This window comes from Aureivirga marina (genome assembly GCF_015767265.1).
In the GTDB taxonomy this organism is placed as follows: Bacteria; Bacteroidota; Bacteroidia; order Flavobacteriales; family Flavobacteriaceae; genus Aureivirga; species Aureivirga marina.
On sequence record NZ_JADPIB010000005.1, the window covers coordinates 1 to 17895 of the forward strand.

At 27.8% G+C, this 17895-nt stretch carries 13 protein-coding genes; 3 read left to right on the plus strand and 10 right to left on the minus strand.

Annotated elements, in window-relative coordinates; all coding sequences use genetic code 11:
* The coding region (locus tag I1A51_RS11265) for a hypothetical protein (RefSeq protein ID WP_196893948.1) at nucleotides 1-6765 on the minus strand (6765 nt) is incomplete at its 3' end.
* A 290-nt stretch (nucleotides 6766-7055) separates the two neighbouring features.
* Complete coding sequence (locus I1A51_RS11270; protein ID WP_196893950.1) at nucleotides 7056-8552, minus strand: carboxypeptidase-like regulatory domain-containing protein; 1497 nt, start codon at nucleotides 8550-8552, stop codon at nucleotides 7056-7058.
* A gap of 196 nt (nucleotides 8553-8748) precedes the next feature.
* On the opposite strand from I1A51_RS11270, the gene arsC reads away from it, so the two are divergent.
* From arsC to I1A51_RS11285, 3 genes are all read left to right on the plus strand, one after another.
* Nucleotides 8749-9090: an arsenate reductase (glutaredoxin) gene (gene arsC / locus I1A51_RS11275; RefSeq protein WP_196893952.1), complete on the plus strand. Its 342-nt coding sequence runs from the start codon at nucleotides 8749-8751 to the stop codon at nucleotides 9088-9090.
* Between the two features lie 37 nt (nucleotides 9091-9127).
* Nucleotides 9128-10249 (plus strand): C1 family peptidase, encoded by a 1122-nt coding sequence (locus I1A51_RS11280; RefSeq protein WP_196893954.1) that lies wholly within the window; start codon nucleotides 9128-9130, stop codon nucleotides 10247-10249.
* A 259-nt stretch (nucleotides 10250-10508) separates the two neighbouring features.
* Complete coding sequence (locus tag I1A51_RS11285; RefSeq protein WP_196893956.1) at nucleotides 10509-12908, plus strand: aminotransferase class I/II-fold pyridoxal phosphate-dependent enzyme; 2400 nt, start codon at nucleotides 10509-10511, stop codon at nucleotides 12906-12908.
* A gap of 43 nt (nucleotides 12909-12951) precedes the next feature.
* Here I1A51_RS11285 and I1A51_RS11290 read toward each other — a convergent pair whose 3' ends face one another.
* The 8 genes from I1A51_RS11290 to I1A51_RS11325 form a co-directional block, all read right to left on the minus strand.
* Nucleotides 12952-13713, minus strand: a complete 762-nt coding sequence (locus tag I1A51_RS11290; protein WP_196893958.1) for an ATP-grasp domain-containing protein — start codon at nucleotides 13711-13713, stop codon at nucleotides 12952-12954.
* 104 nt (nucleotides 13714-13817) lie between these two features.
* Nucleotides 13818-14288, minus strand: a complete 471-nt coding sequence (locus tag I1A51_RS11295) for a hypothetical protein (protein ID WP_196893960.1) — start codon at nucleotides 14286-14288, stop codon at nucleotides 13818-13820.
* A 45-nt stretch (nucleotides 14289-14333) separates the two neighbouring features.
* Complete coding sequence (locus tag I1A51_RS11300; RefSeq protein WP_196893962.1) at nucleotides 14334-14717, minus strand: hypothetical protein; 384 nt, start codon at nucleotides 14715-14717, stop codon at nucleotides 14334-14336.
* A 13-nt stretch (nucleotides 14718-14730) separates the two neighbouring features.
* Nucleotides 14731-15921 carry a hypothetical protein gene (locus tag I1A51_RS11305; RefSeq protein ID WP_196893964.1) on the minus strand — a complete coding sequence of 397 codons (1191 nt, stop codon included), beginning with the start codon at nucleotides 15919-15921 and terminating at the stop codon, nucleotides 14731-14733.
* A gap of 142 nt (nucleotides 15922-16063) precedes the next feature.
* Complete coding sequence (locus tag I1A51_RS11310) at nucleotides 16064-16441, minus strand: VOC family protein (RefSeq protein WP_196893966.1); 378 nt, start codon at nucleotides 16439-16441, stop codon at nucleotides 16064-16066.
* 12 nt (nucleotides 16442-16453) lie between these two features.
* On the minus strand, nucleotides 16454-16792 hold the full coding sequence (locus I1A51_RS11315; RefSeq protein WP_196893968.1) for a hypothetical protein: 339 nt from the start codon (nucleotides 16790-16792) through the stop codon (nucleotides 16454-16456).
* Between the two features lie 11 nt (nucleotides 16793-16803).
* On the minus strand, nucleotides 16804-17322 hold the full coding sequence (locus tag I1A51_RS11320; RefSeq protein WP_196893970.1) for a hypothetical protein: 519 nt from the start codon (nucleotides 17320-17322) through the stop codon (nucleotides 16804-16806).
* A 7-nt stretch (nucleotides 17323-17329) separates the two neighbouring features.
* Nucleotides 17330-17866, minus strand: a complete 537-nt coding sequence (locus I1A51_RS11325) for a GNAT family N-acetyltransferase (protein WP_196893972.1) — start codon at nucleotides 17864-17866, stop codon at nucleotides 17330-17332.
* Nucleotides 17867-17895 lie beyond the last annotated feature (29 nt).

Below are 17895 nucleotides of genomic sequence, written 5' to 3' on the forward strand. Positions count from 1 at the left end.
TAATGAAGAAGTATCTGATAAGATAGCATCTGTCATCTCTGTAACATCTACACTCATCATTCCATCTCCGTCTGATTCACAGAAATAATACGTGTTATCTTCAATATTCTCAAACTCTGGAAGTGCATTTACAATCAGCTCCAATGGCACAATCACAAAACACTTCATCTCTGTATTTTCATTTGTAATCTTCACATAAATCGTTGTTGAAGAGGAGATATAAGTAGCTAAATCTGCATCTGCAATCGCTAATGTCGAATCATCCTCCACACTATCAATATCCGATTCATTCTCGAAGAATAAGAAACTCATCGATGTTGGATTTTGATTGTTTAACAGCTCTGGAATCTTACTTGTTAAATCAAAACTTGCAACTCCATCTGTATTATCATCACAAACTTCTAACGGCTCTGGAGTTAAGTTTGGTTTTGGAAGTGGCTCCACAACTAATGTCAGCGAAGAAATCGCATAACATCCTGTTGTTTGATTCTCCACACGAACATAAAGCTCCTGTGCATTTGCTGTTGTGTTTACAAAGTTTGTGAAATCTGGAATATCCACGATGTCTCCCTCTGCATTTTCCTGTGTTGTATGATAAGTTACAACCATTCCTAATTGTCCTACTAGATAATGATCATTTCTTTGTGTTAAGTCAAAACTTGCGATTCCATCATAATCATCATCACAAATAATCAGCTCATTATTTGGATCTCCAATATTTGGCATTTGCTCAATGATCAGCTCAATGCTCTCCACAATATAACATCCTCCTCCGTTTTCTACACGAATCCAAATTGTTTGTTGGTTTGCGATTGTATTTAAAAATGGCGAATCAATATCTATCGGATCTTCAATCGCTTCTGCATCTTCTTCTGATAGATACATCGTGATTGTTAGAAGTGGATTGTCTGATAAAATTCCATCTCGAATCACAGATAAATTAAAGATTGCAAATCCATCTGTATCATCATCACATAAAACAAAATCTTCTAATGGAGAAATTGATGGTTTTTCTGATAATACAAGTTGTAATGGTTGTGTGATAAAACATCCTGTATCTAAATTCTCTATTCTTACATAAATTGTTGAAGCTACTGAGTAGTATAAATCTGGAAGCATCGGTGTTCCTTCATCTGCATTTTGTTGTGTATAATGGTAAGAAATATCATACTCTTCAAATGGATCTAAAATCGTTGAAACCTCATTTAAATCAAAGATTGCATACCCATCATAATCATCATCACAAGCCTCGAAAATTGTCAACTCCTCTACTGCTGGTAGTGGATTTACAATTAAATCTAAAACAACATAAGCATTACATCCTGTCTCTGTGTTTGTAACCACGGCATACACCGCCTGAGATCCTGCTGTGATGTTTGTATATACACTTAATTTATCAATCACTGGTCCATCCACAGCTCCTTCATGGTACGTTACAACTCCTGTTGTTCCTCCTAAAATCTCTGCATCTTTCTCATATAATAAGAACCCTTCTACAAATCCGTTTGTAGAATCTCCATCTTCATCATTATCACAAAGCTCGTATGGCTCTGGTTGTGTTGGAATTGGAACAGAATTTACTTTTAAGGTTAATGGTACCACATTTCCGCAATTAGTTTCACTAAATTCACCTCGAATCCATATTGTCTGAGGATTTGTTAAATTCACAAAAGCAGCAGGGTTTACAATAAAACCAACACCTAAAGTAGTATCTGTAGTATTCCCTTCAATCGCAGCTTCTTCAGTATAGTAATATTCAAAAGTCACATCCAATTCTGTAACAAGTTCATCTTCATAAACTGTTAAATCAAAAGCAGTAATTCCATCCTCAATTTCATCATCACAAACTTCCAATGGTTCTGGTTCAATTACAAATGGCGTAGGATTAACGATTAGTTCCAAAGGAACAATTTTCGTACAACCCGTAATTATATTTTTAACTAAAGCATAAATAATTTGATTATTAATATCAATATTTGGATAAGCTTCTGGATTTTGAATTGCATCTAAATAAACTTCTTCAAAAGCATCAATATATTCTTCAAAATAAGTGATTTCAACTTGTCCTAATTGATCTGTAATATGAGAATCTTTCAAAGTCAAATTAAAAATTGTAAAACCGTCACTATTTACATCACAAGCTTCTAGAGGTGAAGGATTTTTTGTAATTGGTGAGTTATTAATATGAACATTCATAGTTGTAATACTCACACAATGTGTTATATCATTTTCAATTCTAACATAAACCGAAAAATTAGAAGGAATTGTATTTTCATAAGGCGAAGAAATGGCATTTTCATTGTCAATTGCTTCTTGTTCTGAATGGTGATAAGAAACTGTAAATCCTTCTGTATCGAAAGTATGATAAGCGTCTGCTTCATTTAAATTTATTGAAGTTAAACCATCATTTACATCATCATCGCAAACCTCAAAATCTAGAATTTCAGGAACAGGTGGCAAAGGTAAAACTTCCACATTAAAAGGTGTTACAGTTCCACAACCTGAAACTGTATTTTTAAGTACAGCATAAATTGTTTGAACTGGCGTAATTGTATTTTCAAAATTTTCTGGTGAAGAAATAAATGCAAAAGAATCTACATTTCCATTAAATTGATCATCAACAGCTAAATTTGCTTCATTTAAATCTGTAAAATATGTGATTGAAATTCCTTGTTGTTCATTTAAAATTTCTTCTGTTGTTACATTATTTGTCAAATCAAAAACAACATAACCATCTCCATCATTACATTGCTCAATATTATTTACTTCATTAATTAAAGGTTTTGGATCAACAACAATATAAAAATTCGTAATATCAAAACAATCTCCTTCGATAGCTTCAACTCTCACCCAAATTTGATCGATATTTGGAGTTTGATTTTGGAAATTTACTAAATTTATTCCTGTAATTGGCGATACACCAACTAAAGCATCTGCTTCTGATTCGTGATATGTAACAATTAAATCAGAAGTATCTTCCATTAATGATAAAATCTCATCTTCTTTAATTACCAAACTAAATAAACCAAATCCATCATAATCATCATCACAAATCACATAATTTGAAACATTTTCATTTAAAATTGGTGCAGGATCCACGAAAAGATGCACTTCTGTAACTGTATTACAAGTAGAAATTGTACTCGTAACTTGCGCATAAATCACTTTTGTATTAGAATTATAAGTACTAATATTTGTAATAGGATTTGAAAGTTGATTTAAAGCACTATCATAATTTTCATAAAAAACTATATCTAAAAAAGTATTTCCATTTGCAATTTCAAATTCAATTTCTTGTAAATTAAAAATCGCATGATTATCGATTGGGAAATCATCACATAATCTTTTTTCATATAATGGTTCTACAACAGGAAATGGTAGAACTTCTACTTCAAAACTTCCTAAATTTCCACAATCTGTATTTGGATTTATTAATGTATAATAAATTGTTGTTGTTGCTGTTGCAAAATCTGTTGGGTTTGTAATAATTGCGTCATCAAGACCTTCTGCTGAAGCTAAAGTTTCATGATAAACAATTTGATGTAATCCATTTTCTGTAAATGTAGCTTCATAAACTGTTAGATCAACATTTGCAATTCCATCTGTAGTATCATCACAAATTTCCAATGTTTCCACATCAATAATCTCTGGTAAAGGATTCACAAAAATTGTGAAAGAAGTTTCCAAAGGACACGGACTATTTTCTTGTTCTCCTAAAACGTAAATTGTTTGTTCAATTGGAATTGTATTTTGAAAATTAGAAGTATTTGTAATTATAGAACTTGGATCAAAATCTGGTTGTGTATAAAAAGAAAATGAAAAAACTTCTGGAAAATGTAAATATGTGTTGTTTTCTAAAATCTCAGTAATCTTTATGGTTAAATCAAATTCATGAATTCCGTCAAAACTTGTTCCCACAACATCGTTATCACACATTACAATATCTTCTAAATCTCCATTTTCAATTTCTTCATAAACATTAATTTTAAAAGAATCTACGGTAATACAATTCAATAAATTAAAATCAGAATTCGGTCTATCAGGATCTAGAACCATCACACGAATCCAGATTGTTTCTTCAGAAAATTCTAGATTATTAAAATAATTTAAAGGTAATTGTGCAGAATTATTCAGAGCTCCATCTTCTGTTCCATGAAAGGAAATTTGGTATAAATCTGGATCTAAACTTGCATCCAAACTTGCTAAAATATTATCTGTAATTTCTCCTGAAAAATCGAAATTATTAAATCCATCATTATTACAAATAATTTGATCTTCTATGGAATTAAAAATTGCCGAATTATAAAATTCTACATCAAATTCGAATTCTCCAATTTGATCATTATCATCATTATAAACTTCTACTTTATATTCTCCTGTTTCCGTTACTGTTAAATCCGAATTTGTGGCTCCTGGAATTGTAGAATTATTAAAAAACCATTGGAAAGTAACATCAACTCCTTCAAAATAAGTTAATGGAGTTTGTAGTGTTTTTGAATCTTCATCACATAATAAAACTTCATTCTCCAAACCTGGTCCATAATTACAAACAAAGTCTCCTCCACCTCCAATTTGTTCAATTTGAATCCATCCAGGATTTTGTGAATAATTGGTTACCATTAAAATATAAAACTCTCCTGTTTGACCAACGAAATCAAAAGTTTCATCATTAGAAGGAGAATAACTACAGGCAACAACATCATTAAAACCATTACAAGCTGGTTCTTGATAATGATCATAAGGTCCCCAAAGAATAAAATCCACATCTAACTCAGTTCCTGTTTGATCAGCATTTGAAAATTGAGAAATATTAATTTCAATATATCCTGAATTATCTACTTCTAAATAGAAAAACTTTGGAAAAGGCTCTGAACCTAAACAATCATAATCTGGTCCATTCGGAGCGGTTGGACCGCCAGTTTGATTATTTTCATTTGCATAAATTGTAGGAAAACAAACAGGTGTTGGATCAAATTCAATGGAAGGAGATGTAATTTCATGCGTATAAGAAGTCACGTCAAAACATCCTGTTTCTTTATGAATAAAACGAATATATGTTGTTTCTCCATTGGAAACATCAACATATTTTGGATACACACCTAAACTTGATAAATCATGTGCATCTGCATTTGTTGTATGATATGAAATTGTAAAATCATCTAATGTATATCCTGTCATCGAAACATAATCTAAGAATAAACTTAAATCAACTTCCGTTGTCAAATCTCCATCATTATCACAAGTAGAAAGTGAAGTCAATAAAGGTGTAATTGTAAATTGAAATATTTCAAATTCAACTTTTTTAATGTTTTCACAATAAGTGATGATATTTTTGGATTTAATATAAAAATCTAAGTTATCTGGATTTGCAAAATCTGCCAAAAAGAAAGAAACATCTCCACTTATAGCATTTGTTTCATTTTGAGCATCTGTTAAATTATCATAGAAAGAAATTTCAAACTCTGGATTGTACAAAAACTCATACATAATTGTATTTAAATCATACTCAAAAGGTAAATTCACACCATTTGATTCAGGAAATTCGTTTTCACAAAGTTGTATTAATTCATCTTCTAATAGTGGTTCTGGTGAAACTTTTACTAAAATATTAGTGAAAGAAGAACAACCCGTAATTGGATTTTCAACTTGAATATATACTGGAAAATCATTGTAATTATTATCAAAATTTGATTTTGGAAAGTTTTGCCAATTTGTAATTTCTGAAGTGAATGCTTCATCATAATAATAAGTAACAATATAATCTGAATCATTTGTTACAATCATATTCACGCCAGATAAATCAACAGTAGAAACAGAAGCATCATTTTGATAGCAAACATAAACTTCTTCTCCTTCTGTTGTTAAAATTGCTGGATTTCCTGTAATCATTATAGAAAAACTTTCTAAAATTGTCACATTTGGGAATGAATTGCTTTTTATTTCAACATAAATTGTTTCATTAAAAGGTGTTGTATTTGTATAATTTATCGGTGAAGCAATTAATGTTGAATATGTAGCATCCGAAAAATAATCAAACGTATAATTGTTGGTATTATTTGCAATTAATTGTGGCTCTATTTCTGTCAAATTAAAATTTGCAAAACCAACAGGATTATCTTCATTGCATTCTTCTAGAACTGGTGAAGCGTTAGATATATTATAAACATAAAAAGCAAAATAACTAAAACATCCAGTGTTTACATCTGTAATTTTTGCCCAAACTTCAAAGAGATTATTCGTAGCAAAATCAAGTTGATTTATGGAATTTGCATCATTTAACAAATCTGTTTCAGAAGAAAAATAGCTTACAGAATCTGATGAACTTATAGAAGAACTTGTGTTAGAAATTAAATCAAAAATAGTTCCTGACATATTAGAATTATCTGCTTCAATAGTTCCAATATCTGTATAATTTGGATTTAAATTTACTGAAATTGTAAATTGATCAATGGTGGTAGTTCCATTTATCGTATCTGTAAGTTTTACATAAATAATTTCTGTTGCTGAATTTGGTGTATAAAAAGTGAAATTTGGAATTGCAACTGAATTATTTGCGTTGTCAATCGAAGTGTGATATGTTACTAAAATTGTTGTAGAACCACCTGTAAAATCATCTTCATTTAACGTCAAATCAAAAACAGCTGCCGCAACACTTTCAGCACAAGTTTCTTGATCGCTATTGGTCTGAAAACTTATGCTTCCTCCAAAAGCAAAAGATTGAAAAATTATAAAAAATAGAAAAATTATAGATGTAATTTTTTTCATAGAGTGTCATATTTTCATTTGCATCATAAATATATTAATTATCTATTGTAAATAACTATATATTAAATAGATACAAATCATATTTTATAAATTACAACACTCCAATTTCAAGGAACACCTAGTAATCACAAGGCTTTGAGGGATTTTTATTTTTATATAAATAAATAAAATATTTTATATTAATTCATCAAATTAATACTTTATATTTTACGATATTAAAATTAAATTAACATAACTTAACAAATACAACAAACAAAAGGCTAACATCGATAAATGCTAGCCTTTTTACTTTAATTTAATTCAAATTCGAGTAGTTCTTTGGTCGGTTTTATAATATTATAATCTTCCCAAATGGAAGCATCATATTTGTTTAAATGTTCTACTTTAAACTCTTCTCTTTCTTCCATATTTGCAAAATCATTTTCTTCTAAAAGTTCTGAATTCATAAAAACCATTTCTGTATTACTTAAATCATCTAAAACAAATTTAAATTCCAATTTTGTCTTGTCTTTTTTATCAAATTTTGACACTCTATTTTTGATAAATTTTAAAGATCGATTCAAATAAATATTTGTTCCTTCGTATTCTTTCACAAAGTTTAAAGCAAATTTTCCTGATGACATTCTAGTATAAATTACAGTCGCATCCCATTTGTTTTCTTTATAAGCAACTCCTAAAAGTAATTTCATATTCAATGATTCTCCTTTTTTTCCTTCAGCGAATTTGTAATCAATCCTAAAAACTCCAAAATCTTGTGTTGAAACATACATTTTCCCTATATATTTTGCAGAACTTCTTTTTGGATTAAAATTGATTATATAAATATTTTCACCTTCATATTTAGAAACTCCAAGTAATTCATAATTGTATTTTTTCGTTTCATAAATAAAATCAAACTTTGAATCTTCTTGAATTGTATTTTTAGCAAAAACTTTCGCTAAACTTCCTTTTAGTTTTGCAGTTTTATATGTTGTTAAATTATCTTCTTTTTTCTTTGGTTCTTTAGAAATCATCCCTCCCACTTTTAATGAATCATCCACAGTAAAAATTCCAGTTTTCACTTTATATGTGGAAGTTGTATCTAAATGCGCTGTAAATCTACTTTGTACTTTTTCAACAATTTTTTCTGTTGTACGCTCGTTTTCTTCATCTTTAATAGAAACATACTTTTCTACATTTACTTTTACATTTCCGTCTTTTTTACAATATGAAAAATATTTTTCTGTATAACTTTTTGCAGCAGTTTCCATGTCTTTTTCAAATTCTTCATTCATTTCCTTGTTGATTTTCTTTAACTCTTTCTTTGAAAACATTGGCGATTTTAAAACATCAATTTTAAATTCTTCCACATGAACTTGATCAGCACTTCGAGCAAAAATATTTCCCTTTAAATTCGTTTCGTAATTTTCTACTGCATTTTGTTGAACTTTCTCTAAAATTTCTAAAACAGTTAGCTTCTTAGAAGAAAGAGAAACTTCTCCAATTTCATTTACCTCATCCTCTAAAACATATTTTTTAGAAGTAAATTCATTTTTTTCAATTTTTAATGGTTTAAATCCCAAACTTGAAATTTCAATCCATTTCATTTTCTGGAACTTTTTTAAATCAATCGCAAACTCCCCTTCTTCATTTGTTGTTGTTCCAACAAATCTTCCAACTTTAATTGCTGCATAAGGAATTGGATTTTCATCTTTATCTGTAACTTTCCCTGAAATTGTTTGTGCAAAACTTATCATGCTGAAAAAAGCAAAAAAAGTAAATGCATATAATTTTATCCTTGTATTCATATCTTGTTATTTTTAAAACAAGACGCTAAAAAAAATAGTTTGTAACATTCATTTTTTAAAAAAATCAAATTTATTTCTATAAATCACTCTCTTTCAATTAAATATTTTAGAAGCAAATCAAATTCTAGAATAATACGTATATTTGATTCGTTTCATTGAAAAATGAATTCTTTTCTCAATTAAAACATGAAATAAAATGATTAAATTATATCATAATCCTAGATGTAGTAAAAGTCGCCAAGGACTTGCTATTTTAGAAAATTCAGGGAAACCTTTCGAAACGATAAAATACCTTGAAACTCCACCAACAGAAAGTGAATTAAAAGATATTATTTCTTTATTACATATTTCTCCAATCAATTTAGTTCGAAAAGGAGAAGCTATTTGGAAAGAAAATTATAAAGGAAAAGATTTAACAGACGAACAAATCATTAAAGCAATGGTTGAAAATCCAAAATTGATTGAAAGACCAATTGTGATTAATGACAAAAAAGCTGTCATTGGTAGACCACCAGAAAACATTGAATCAATTATTTAATTTTATTTCTAAAAACATTAAAATCATTAATCTTATTATGAAAAAATTATTAGTAAGTGCTGGACTTTTATTAGCAACTTCTGCTTCTATGTTCGCACAAGAATATAAATTTAAAGATGTAATCGACATCGAAGCTACAGAAGTAAAAAGTCAAGGAAGAACAGGAACTTGTTGGAGTTTTTCTACTTCTTCTTTCTTAGAATCTGAAATTTTTAGATTAACAGGAAAAAAAGTAGATATTTCTGAAATGTACACCGTAAGAAATACGTATCCAAAAAAAGCACATAACTATGTAATGCGCCAAGGAAAAGCACAATTCAGTGAAGGTGGTTTAGCTCACGATGTTTTAAATGCTGTAGAAAGCGATGGATTAGTTCCTCAATCTGCTTTTTCTGGTTTATTTGGTCAAGAAAAAACATACAATCACGCAGAAATGATTGCTGTTTTAAGAGCAATGGTAGAAACATATGTAAAAAATCCAGGAAATCAATTAAGTCCAAAATGGAAAGGTGCAATTAATGGTGTTTTAGATGTATATATTGGTGAAAAACCTGCAAAATTTATGTTTGAAGGAAGAGAATATACTCCAGATTCTTTCAAAGATGCCATGAAAATTGATGCAGACAATTATGTTACATTGACAACTTTTACACACCAGCCTTATTATAAAAGTTTTGTTTTAAATATTCCTGACAATTTCTCAAATGGAAGTATGTATAATATTCCTTTAGATGAATTTGTTAAAGAAATTAATCATGCTTTAGAAAATGGTTATTCTATTGCTTTAGATTGTGATATTTCTGAAAAAACATTCTCTGCAAAACATGGAATTGCTACTTTACCTCACGATAAAGGAGATAATACAAAATCGATGACAGAAATTGTTGCAGAATTAAATGTTACTCCAGATAATAGACAAGTTGAATTTGAAAACTTCAATACAACAGATGATCATTTAATGCATATTACTGGAATGGTAAAAGACCAAAAAGGTAATGTTTATTATAAAGTAAAAAATTCTTGGGGAGGAGATAGCAAAAGAGTTGGAAATGGAGGATATATTTATATGAGTGCTCCATATTTAAAAATGAAAACAATTTCGGTTCTTTTACATAAAGATGGAATGACAAAAAAGATGAAGAAAAAACTTAAATTATAACTTTTGAAAGTAGCTTAACTTAATGTTAAGCTACTTTTTTTCTTCAATTTACCTGTAAAAATAAGTTGCTATCTACCTTTATTTCTACAAAAAACGCAAAATATAAATTTTTAAGCATTTTTATCACTTTTGATTATAATTAATTATTTAACACTTAATTTAAAATAATAATAAATAAGACTTAACATTATATTAATTTCATAATTTTCTTTTCTCAAAAGTCGTTTCTACCTTTAATTAAACTTTTAAAAAAACTTTCATGGTAGAAACTTTAAATCAAATTATTGAAGATGGTTTAAGTAAAAAATTACTACAAAATCATACGAACATCGGTTATCATTCTGAGAATGGATTTGTGAGTATTGACGATAAAGAAATGGCAAATTTCGGATCGTGTAGTTATCTTGGTTTGGAAAATAATCAAGAATTAAAAAACGGAGTTATAGAAGCTGTTCAAAAATATGGAACGCAATTTTCTTCTTCTCGTACCTACCTTTCTATAGGTTTGTATCAAGAACTTGAAAATTTGATGGAATCCATTTTTGAAAAACCTCTTATTGTTACTGCAAGTACAACACTCGGACATCTTGCAACAATTCCAATTATTGTAGGAAAAAATGATGCTGTGATTCTCGATTTACAAGCACATTCTAGTATTCAAATGACAAGTCAATTGTTAAAAGCGAAACAAATTCCGATGCATATTATCAAACATAATTGTATGGATTCTTTAGAAGCTAAAATTAAAGAATACAACAATAAATATGATAAAATTTGGTATTTCGCTGATGGAGTTTATTCTATGTATGGAGATTATGCTCCTTTTGAAAAATTAGAATATTTATTGGATACATATGAAAAATTTCACCTATATATTGATGACGCACATGGAATGGGTTGGACAGGTGAAAATGGTTGTGGTGTTGTACGTAGTAAAATGAAACATCATAATAAAATGATTTTAGCAGTTTCACTTAATAAATCTTTTGCAACTGCTGGTGGATGTATTGTTTTTCCGAATGAAGAAATCGAAAAAAAAGTTCGAAATTGTGGATCTACATATATTTTCTCTGGACCAATTCAGCCGCCAATGTTAGGAGCTGCAATTGCTTCTGCACAACTACATCTTTCTGATGACATCATTTTAGAGCAAGAAAAATTGTTGGAATTAATTGATTTCACAAATAAAAGATTAGATGAACTAAATCTTCCTCAATTTCAAAAAACGGAAAGTCCTCTTTTCTTTATTCCCGTTGGGTTACCTAAAATTTGTAGTGAAATTATTTCAAAAATGAAAGACAAAGGTTTCTTTCTAAATGGTGCAGGTTTTCCTGCTGTTCCAATGCGAAAAAGTGGAATTCGTTTTATGGTGAATAATACATTAAGTATCGATTTAATTGATTCCATGTTGACAACACTTCAAAGTGTATATTCAGAATGTATTTTAGAAAATGGAAGCAGTTTTGAGAAAATTTCCAAACTTTTTCAAATTCCAACTTTTGAAATAAATACGACAAATACACCTAATAATGTAAAACATCAAACAGATGAACTGAGTATTTCTATCAAACATTCGATTCACGATTGCGATAAAGAAGAATGGAATGAAATTTTTCAAAATAATGGGACTTTAGAATATGAAAATATTTCTTTAGTAGAACAGATTTTTTCTAAACAAAAAGAACTTGAAAACGATTGGAAATTCTATTATTTAACGATTAAAGACAATCATAATAAAGTCGTTATAAAAACATTTATCACAGAAGCTATCACAAAAGATGATATGTTTTCTCCTGCTTATATTTCTGAAAAAGTAGAAGAAAAAAGAAAATCAGAATCGCCTTATTTTTTAACTTCAAAAACTGTTGTTACGGGTTCTTTAATCACAAAAGGAACACATGTTTTTATAGATTATTCCAATGAATTATGGGAAAAAGCATTACAGAAGTTTAGTGAATATTTAGTAAAAATTCAAGAAAACTCAAATGCAACTAAAATTATGATTCGCGATTTTTATGGTTTACAATCTAAAAGTTTTGAATCAAAAATGTTGGAACTTGGATTTATTAAATTTCAGCTTCCAAATAATATGAATATTTCAAATTTAGGTTGGGAAAATACAGATCAATATCTTCAAAGTCTTTCACAAAAATATCGATATAATGTTCGAAAGGAAATCTTGAAATTTGAAAAAGATTTTGTGATTGAATATAATAAAGCAAATTCCGAAGAAGAATTAATGGAATACTATAAATTGTATGAAAATGTTTATGAAAAATCATTTGATTTAAATGTGTACAAACTTCCTTTTTCGTATTTCAAAGCTATGAATTCAAGTAAAAATTATGATTTTGTACAGTTATTTTTAAAAAATGGAGAAGAGAAAATTTTAGTTGGTGTGATGTTTAGTCATGTTTTCAATAAAAACTATAATGCATTAATTGTTGGTTTAGATTATGATTATGTTTTCAAAAATAAAACTTATAAACAAATCATGTATCAAACTTTAAAAAGAGCAAAAGAATTGGATTGTAAAAAGTTAGATTTGGCTTATACAGCAGAATTAGAAAAGAAAAAATTGGGTGCAGAAGCAACGGAAGTTTTTGCTTATGTTCAAGCAACAGAACATTTTAGTCATAGCATTTTAGAATCCTTATAATTGATTTAAAGCAGTTTTATTTGACGATAAAACTGCTTTTTCTTTAATAATAGTCATTAAAACAAATCTCTAAAATTTCATTCCAACGAGCGATTAATAAATTTGTATATAATTCATCATCTAAATTATAAGAACCCAAAGCAAACCCATCATTCCATTCGATAAAAGCGGTTTCTCCATTATCTAAAACTCCAAAATCAATTCCGTAAGCAGCTGTTTTTTCCGTAGAATTTTCAAAATTTTGAATTACTGTTTCTACTTCTTTTAAATTTATATTTATTTCTGGATTTCCTGCATAATTTTTAATTCCAACAATTTTAGAATTGATTACAAAAACTCTAAATTCCGACAACCAATTTACTTTTTCACTACAATATATTTTTGTTTTTTTAGAAAGTTTCTCCAAAGAAAATAAATCAGAATTTGAATTAATAACAAAACCTGTAAATAACTTAGTTTTCACTTTCGGTTTTATAAAAATTGAATGTATATTGCTTTGTAAACTTTCTTGAAAAAGAGATTCTAGAGAACTTTCCCAAACATTTCTTTTTAAATATTTCTGTAAACTTTTTGGATAGGAATTATTTATATAATCATACTTTATTCTTTTAAAAACAGTTTCAATTATCGGATGATTTCCAACAATTAAAGTATTTCTATCGATATTTAATTGATTTCTTTGAAGCGTTTTGGAAGTAAATAATTTGCAAACAATCCCTTTCGATTCAAGAATATTTTTAACAATAACATATTCGGATTCTATTTTCCCATTTCCATATTCATGAATAAAAGCTTTTGTAATCATTTTGTTCTTTTAGCTTTAAAATAATTTAAACAATTGACAATTATTATTAGAACAACAAAACAAATCCTTAACATCCTTTTACCTGAAAAAGAAGAAATGATTTATTAATCCCAATCTTCATCGCAAAAATATATTGACTTAAAATTTATTGTATCTTTTTTGTTCTTTGTTCCTAAATATATCTCAGAATTTTCATTAAAAAGGTAAATCCAACCACCTGCATTTATTTCGTAGTTATATATTTTTTTATTATTTATAAGTTTACCTTTATAACCAAAAGCAAAATTACCAAAACATTGATTCCAATCGTATTTTGTTAATGTATCAAACTCTTTTAAATATTTTAATACATCTTTTTCATTAATTTTCAACTTATGAATTAAAGTATCATTAGTTGTATCGAAAAACTTAAATGAAATAATAGAATCACGTTCCATTGAATTATTACTTATTTTATTTTCTTTTTTATAGACAGTTTTTTTATCATTAATACATGAGAAAAAAACGGAACTAATTACTAATTGCGTCAAAATAAATTTGACTTTCCAGCGATGTTTAAATTTGATCTTTTTCATATGGTTTAGAGTAGAATCATTAGCTATTTATCACAAAAATATATTTTATTCTTTAATTATTTTATTCTTTTTAGCTTTAAAATAATATAAATAACTAACGATTATTATTGGAACAAAAACACAAATAACAACGGAAGCTTCTGTATAATTTAAACCAATAATCTCAAACCAATTTAGAAAAACAACTGATTTTTGAAATAAATCTTTCGAAAAAAGATAAAAATTTGGGATAAAAAGAATTGTAATTAAAGTTAAGCTTATATAAATAGGAATCCAATATTTTTTCTTAAAAATCTTTTGAATCAAATACAGAAAATATCCAGGAATTATAAAATAATACACAATAATATTTATTTCAACATAGGTTAAACCAGTAATTCCAGAAATAGCTTTTAATAATTTATAAATAAAGTCGAAAATGGTATTCATTCTAAATGGTTAATTAAATTTTCTTCATTTCTTTTTTAATATAAGTATCAAAATTCTTCTCATTCACACCAAGTTTTTCGTCTAAAAAATGAAAAAAAGCATCATTAGAAGCTTCTTTATGAAATTCCTTTACATTTCCTCCTCCAACTTGCAAAGCATCAACAAACCCTTCAACACCATATTTTTCATAGATTTTTTTCATTAAAAATCCACCTAAAACATATCTAAAATCCGTCATATATTCTCCATTTGGAATTTGTTTCGCTAATTTATCAATATCAGATAAATCGTAATCTGGATTTTCAGCTAAAAACTTTTTTAATTTTTCCAAATGCCAATCCAATGATTTCCCTCCACTTCCACCATAAAATGTTGCAATTCCTTCACCAATCCAAAAATGATAATCTCTTGGCGCAATTTGATACGTATATAAATGAACTAATTCATGTGGATAATATTCTGAATTATTTCCTGAATAAATCATTTTATTATTAATACTAGCAACGCCTCCAGTTTGCTCAGGAATATACATTTTCACCATATATTCATATCCCCAAACATCTACAATATCTCTAGCAGAATTCGCTACGAAATAATCAAATTCAATTGGTTCTGTATTAAATTCTTTTACCATAAACCTATTAAATTCATTCATTTTCTCTGCTTGTTTTCGATCAAATTTGTGAAATGGATGAACATAATAATTAATACTTCCAACTTTATGATGTTCCAAAACAGATTTTAAATATTCTGCACTATTTATCAATAAATATATATCTCCAAATTTCTTTGCATACACAGAAACAATCGCATCTAAATGGATTTCTCCATTTTCATCTACGTGAGAAAAAGCGCTTTTTAAAGCGTAATAATCATTTTCAGCAGGGAAAATTCCAACAATTTTACATTGAACTTCATAATCTCTAGAACTTAGGTTTTGTACACCAATTGCCCAAAGATATTCATCAGGTTTTTTCATATTTTCATAAGACCAATATGGCGAATCATCGATACGAAATTTTCCTGCTTCTAAATAATTTTGCCAAAGTTCAATAATTTCTTTTTCAGGCGAATCTTTTGCATTTGTCACCTCAGCTCCAATATAAAATTTTAATCCAGATTTTTTTGTGGAAACTTCCTCTTTTTGTTGTGCGCAACTCAGTTGAAAAAATAAAATAGTTAGATAAAATAGATAGTTTTTCATAGTTTGTGATTTAGTTAATTTGCTGACAATAATAAACTATATTTCACTAATTATTATATTTTTATCATTTCCTTAACATATCTATTTTTTTATTATAAAGCCTATTACTTTAAATAAAAAGTATTCTAAATATTTTTCAATTTTAATTAATTCTCCAAGGTGGATTTAATCTATTTTCTCCAGCAAAATATAAAATCAATTGATTTCCATCTAAATCTTTTAATCTTGCTTCTCTCCACAACCAATTTTTGTCATTTGGCATTTCATCAAATTGAATTCCAAGCTTTATTAATTCTTCAACTTTCTCGTCCAAATTTTCGCATTCAAAATAAATCATAATTCCTTCTCCACTTGGTAATTTTTCTGTTTGGTGAATAGAAAAAGTTGAATTTCCATCTAAACATTCAAATCTTACATAATGTGGGAGTGCTTTTACGATCAATTTTAAACCTAATTTTTCATAAAAAGGAATCGATTTTTCCAAATCTAAAGAAGGAACTGTAATTTGATTCAAATTCATAATAATTATTTTTTATATTTTTTTCCAACTTACAATTAATTTTTCATCTTTTTCTATTCCAATTCCTACTTCTGAAATTTCTCCTTGAAAACTCCAAATCAATTCAAAATAATCGGTTTGTTTCGTGATTTTTAAATCTATTTTTGGTGAACTTTTTCCTTCAGAATCTATATAGATAATTTCATAATCTCCTTCAAATTCATTTTCAAAATTATTTTGAGAAATTCGCTTTCCAATTCCAGTTCCTTTTTCTAATTTTCCGTTGCTTGTAAACAGCCATTCTGCTTCAATTCCTGTTTTGCTTTTTGTATAAATTACACAACCCAAATTGGATATGTTTATATTTTGCATATTTATAAGTCTTATTTTTTAAAACTAAAAGATTGGAGTTTAAATAAATTTGGAGTTGTATTTTTTGAACGATTATCAAATTCTTCATAATTCTCTCCTTCTTCTATTTCAAGACAAAAACCCAAATTCACACCACTTTCTAATTCTAAACAAATTGTTCTCTGACCTAAAAAATTCGTCTTTTTACAAAAATCAATATTTTTTTCATTTAAGTGTGAAATTACATTAGATAAAGTTAATTTTTCAATATCATCTAAAAACCATTTTTTCAATTCTAATGTATTTCCTCCATCTAATTCGTTTATATAATCTGAAAAAATTAGCCATAATTCATCTTTATCAAAATGTAATTCAATGTTTCCGTATCGCCAAATTGAACTTTTATAAATCTCTGGAAATTCTTCTAAATCATCAGGATCAGGAAAATTATGAAGTATCCATTCTTTTGTTTTTCCTAATTTCAAAAAATCAAATTTACCTTTTGAAAAAAATACTTCAAAATCAATAACAACTTTTTCTTTTAATTTCATTTATAAATTATTTTAGCTGCTCCCAATCACCTCTCTCCAACTCATACCAATTATGTTCTTCCTCTTCATAGAAAAAAGTTTCTTTAAATTTCAGTCCAACTTTTTGTAAAATTTTATTCGAAGCCGAATGTTCTATTTCAGCTGCTCCACAAATTTTATCTAATTTCAAAGTTTCAAAACCATGTTTTAACGAAGCAAGTGCTGTTTCTGTCGCAATTCCTTTTCCCCAATACTCTTCTTTTAATCGATATCCTAAATCATAGTAATTAAACTCTTCTCTTAAAGCTTTTTCATATTTTAAACCTGTCCAACCAACAAAATCTTTTGTATTTTTATCAATTATCGCCCAACGACCAATCCCATTTTCTTCATATTGTTTTCTAATATAATGAATCACATCTTTGATTTCTTCTATTGATTTTACTGGATTTTTCCCTAAAAACTCATGTACTTTCGGATTAGAATCTAATTCAAACATTCCTTGAGCATCCGACATTTCAATATCTCTTAAATAAAATCTTTCTGTTTCAACGTGTATTTTCATATTCAATATTTTATAAATTCTTTAAATTT

What these genes read in the sequence shown, in the direction of transcription:
- I1A51_RS11270 (WP_196893950.1), bottom strand. Translation starts at nt 8,552, where the DNA reads ATGAATACAAGGATAAAATTATATGCATTTACTTTTTTTGCTTTTTTC.
- arsC (WP_196893952.1), top strand. Translation starts at nt 8,749, where the DNA reads ATGATTAAATTATATCATAATCCTAGATGTAGTAAAAGTCGCCAAGGA.
- I1A51_RS11280 (WP_196893954.1), top strand. Translation starts at nt 9,128, where the DNA reads ATGAAAAAATTATTAGTAAGTGCTGGACTTTTATTAGCAACTTCTGCT.
- I1A51_RS11285 (WP_196893956.1), top strand. Translation starts at nt 10,509, where the DNA reads ATGGTAGAAACTTTAAATCAAATTATTGAAGATGGTTTAAGTAAAAAA.
- I1A51_RS11290 (WP_196893958.1), bottom strand. Translation starts at nt 13,713, where the DNA reads ATGATTACAAAAGCTTTTATTCATGAATATGGAAATGGGAAAATAGAA.
- I1A51_RS11295 (WP_196893960.1), bottom strand. Translation starts at nt 14,288, where the DNA reads ATGAAAAAGATCAAATTTAAACATCGCTGGAAAGTCAAATTTATTTTG.
- I1A51_RS11300 (WP_196893962.1), bottom strand. Translation starts at nt 14,717, where the DNA reads ATGAATACCATTTTCGACTTTATTTATAAATTATTAAAAGCTATTTCT.
- I1A51_RS11305 (WP_196893964.1), bottom strand. Translation starts at nt 15,921, where the DNA reads ATGAAAAACTATCTATTTTATCTAACTATTTTATTTTTTCAACTGAGT.
- I1A51_RS11310 (WP_196893966.1), bottom strand. Translation starts at nt 16,441, where the DNA reads ATGAATTTGAATCAAATTACAGTTCCTTCTTTAGATTTGGAAAAATCG.
- I1A51_RS11315 (WP_196893968.1), bottom strand. Translation starts at nt 16,792, where the DNA reads ATGCAAAATATAAACATATCCAATTTGGGTTGTGTAATTTATACAAAA.
- I1A51_RS11320 (WP_196893970.1), bottom strand. Translation starts at nt 17,322, where the DNA reads ATGAAATTAAAAGAAAAAGTTGTTATTGATTTTGAAGTATTTTTTTCA.
- I1A51_RS11325 (WP_196893972.1), bottom strand. Translation starts at nt 17,866, where the DNA reads ATGAAAATACACGTTGAAACAGAAAGATTTTATTTAAGAGATATTGAA.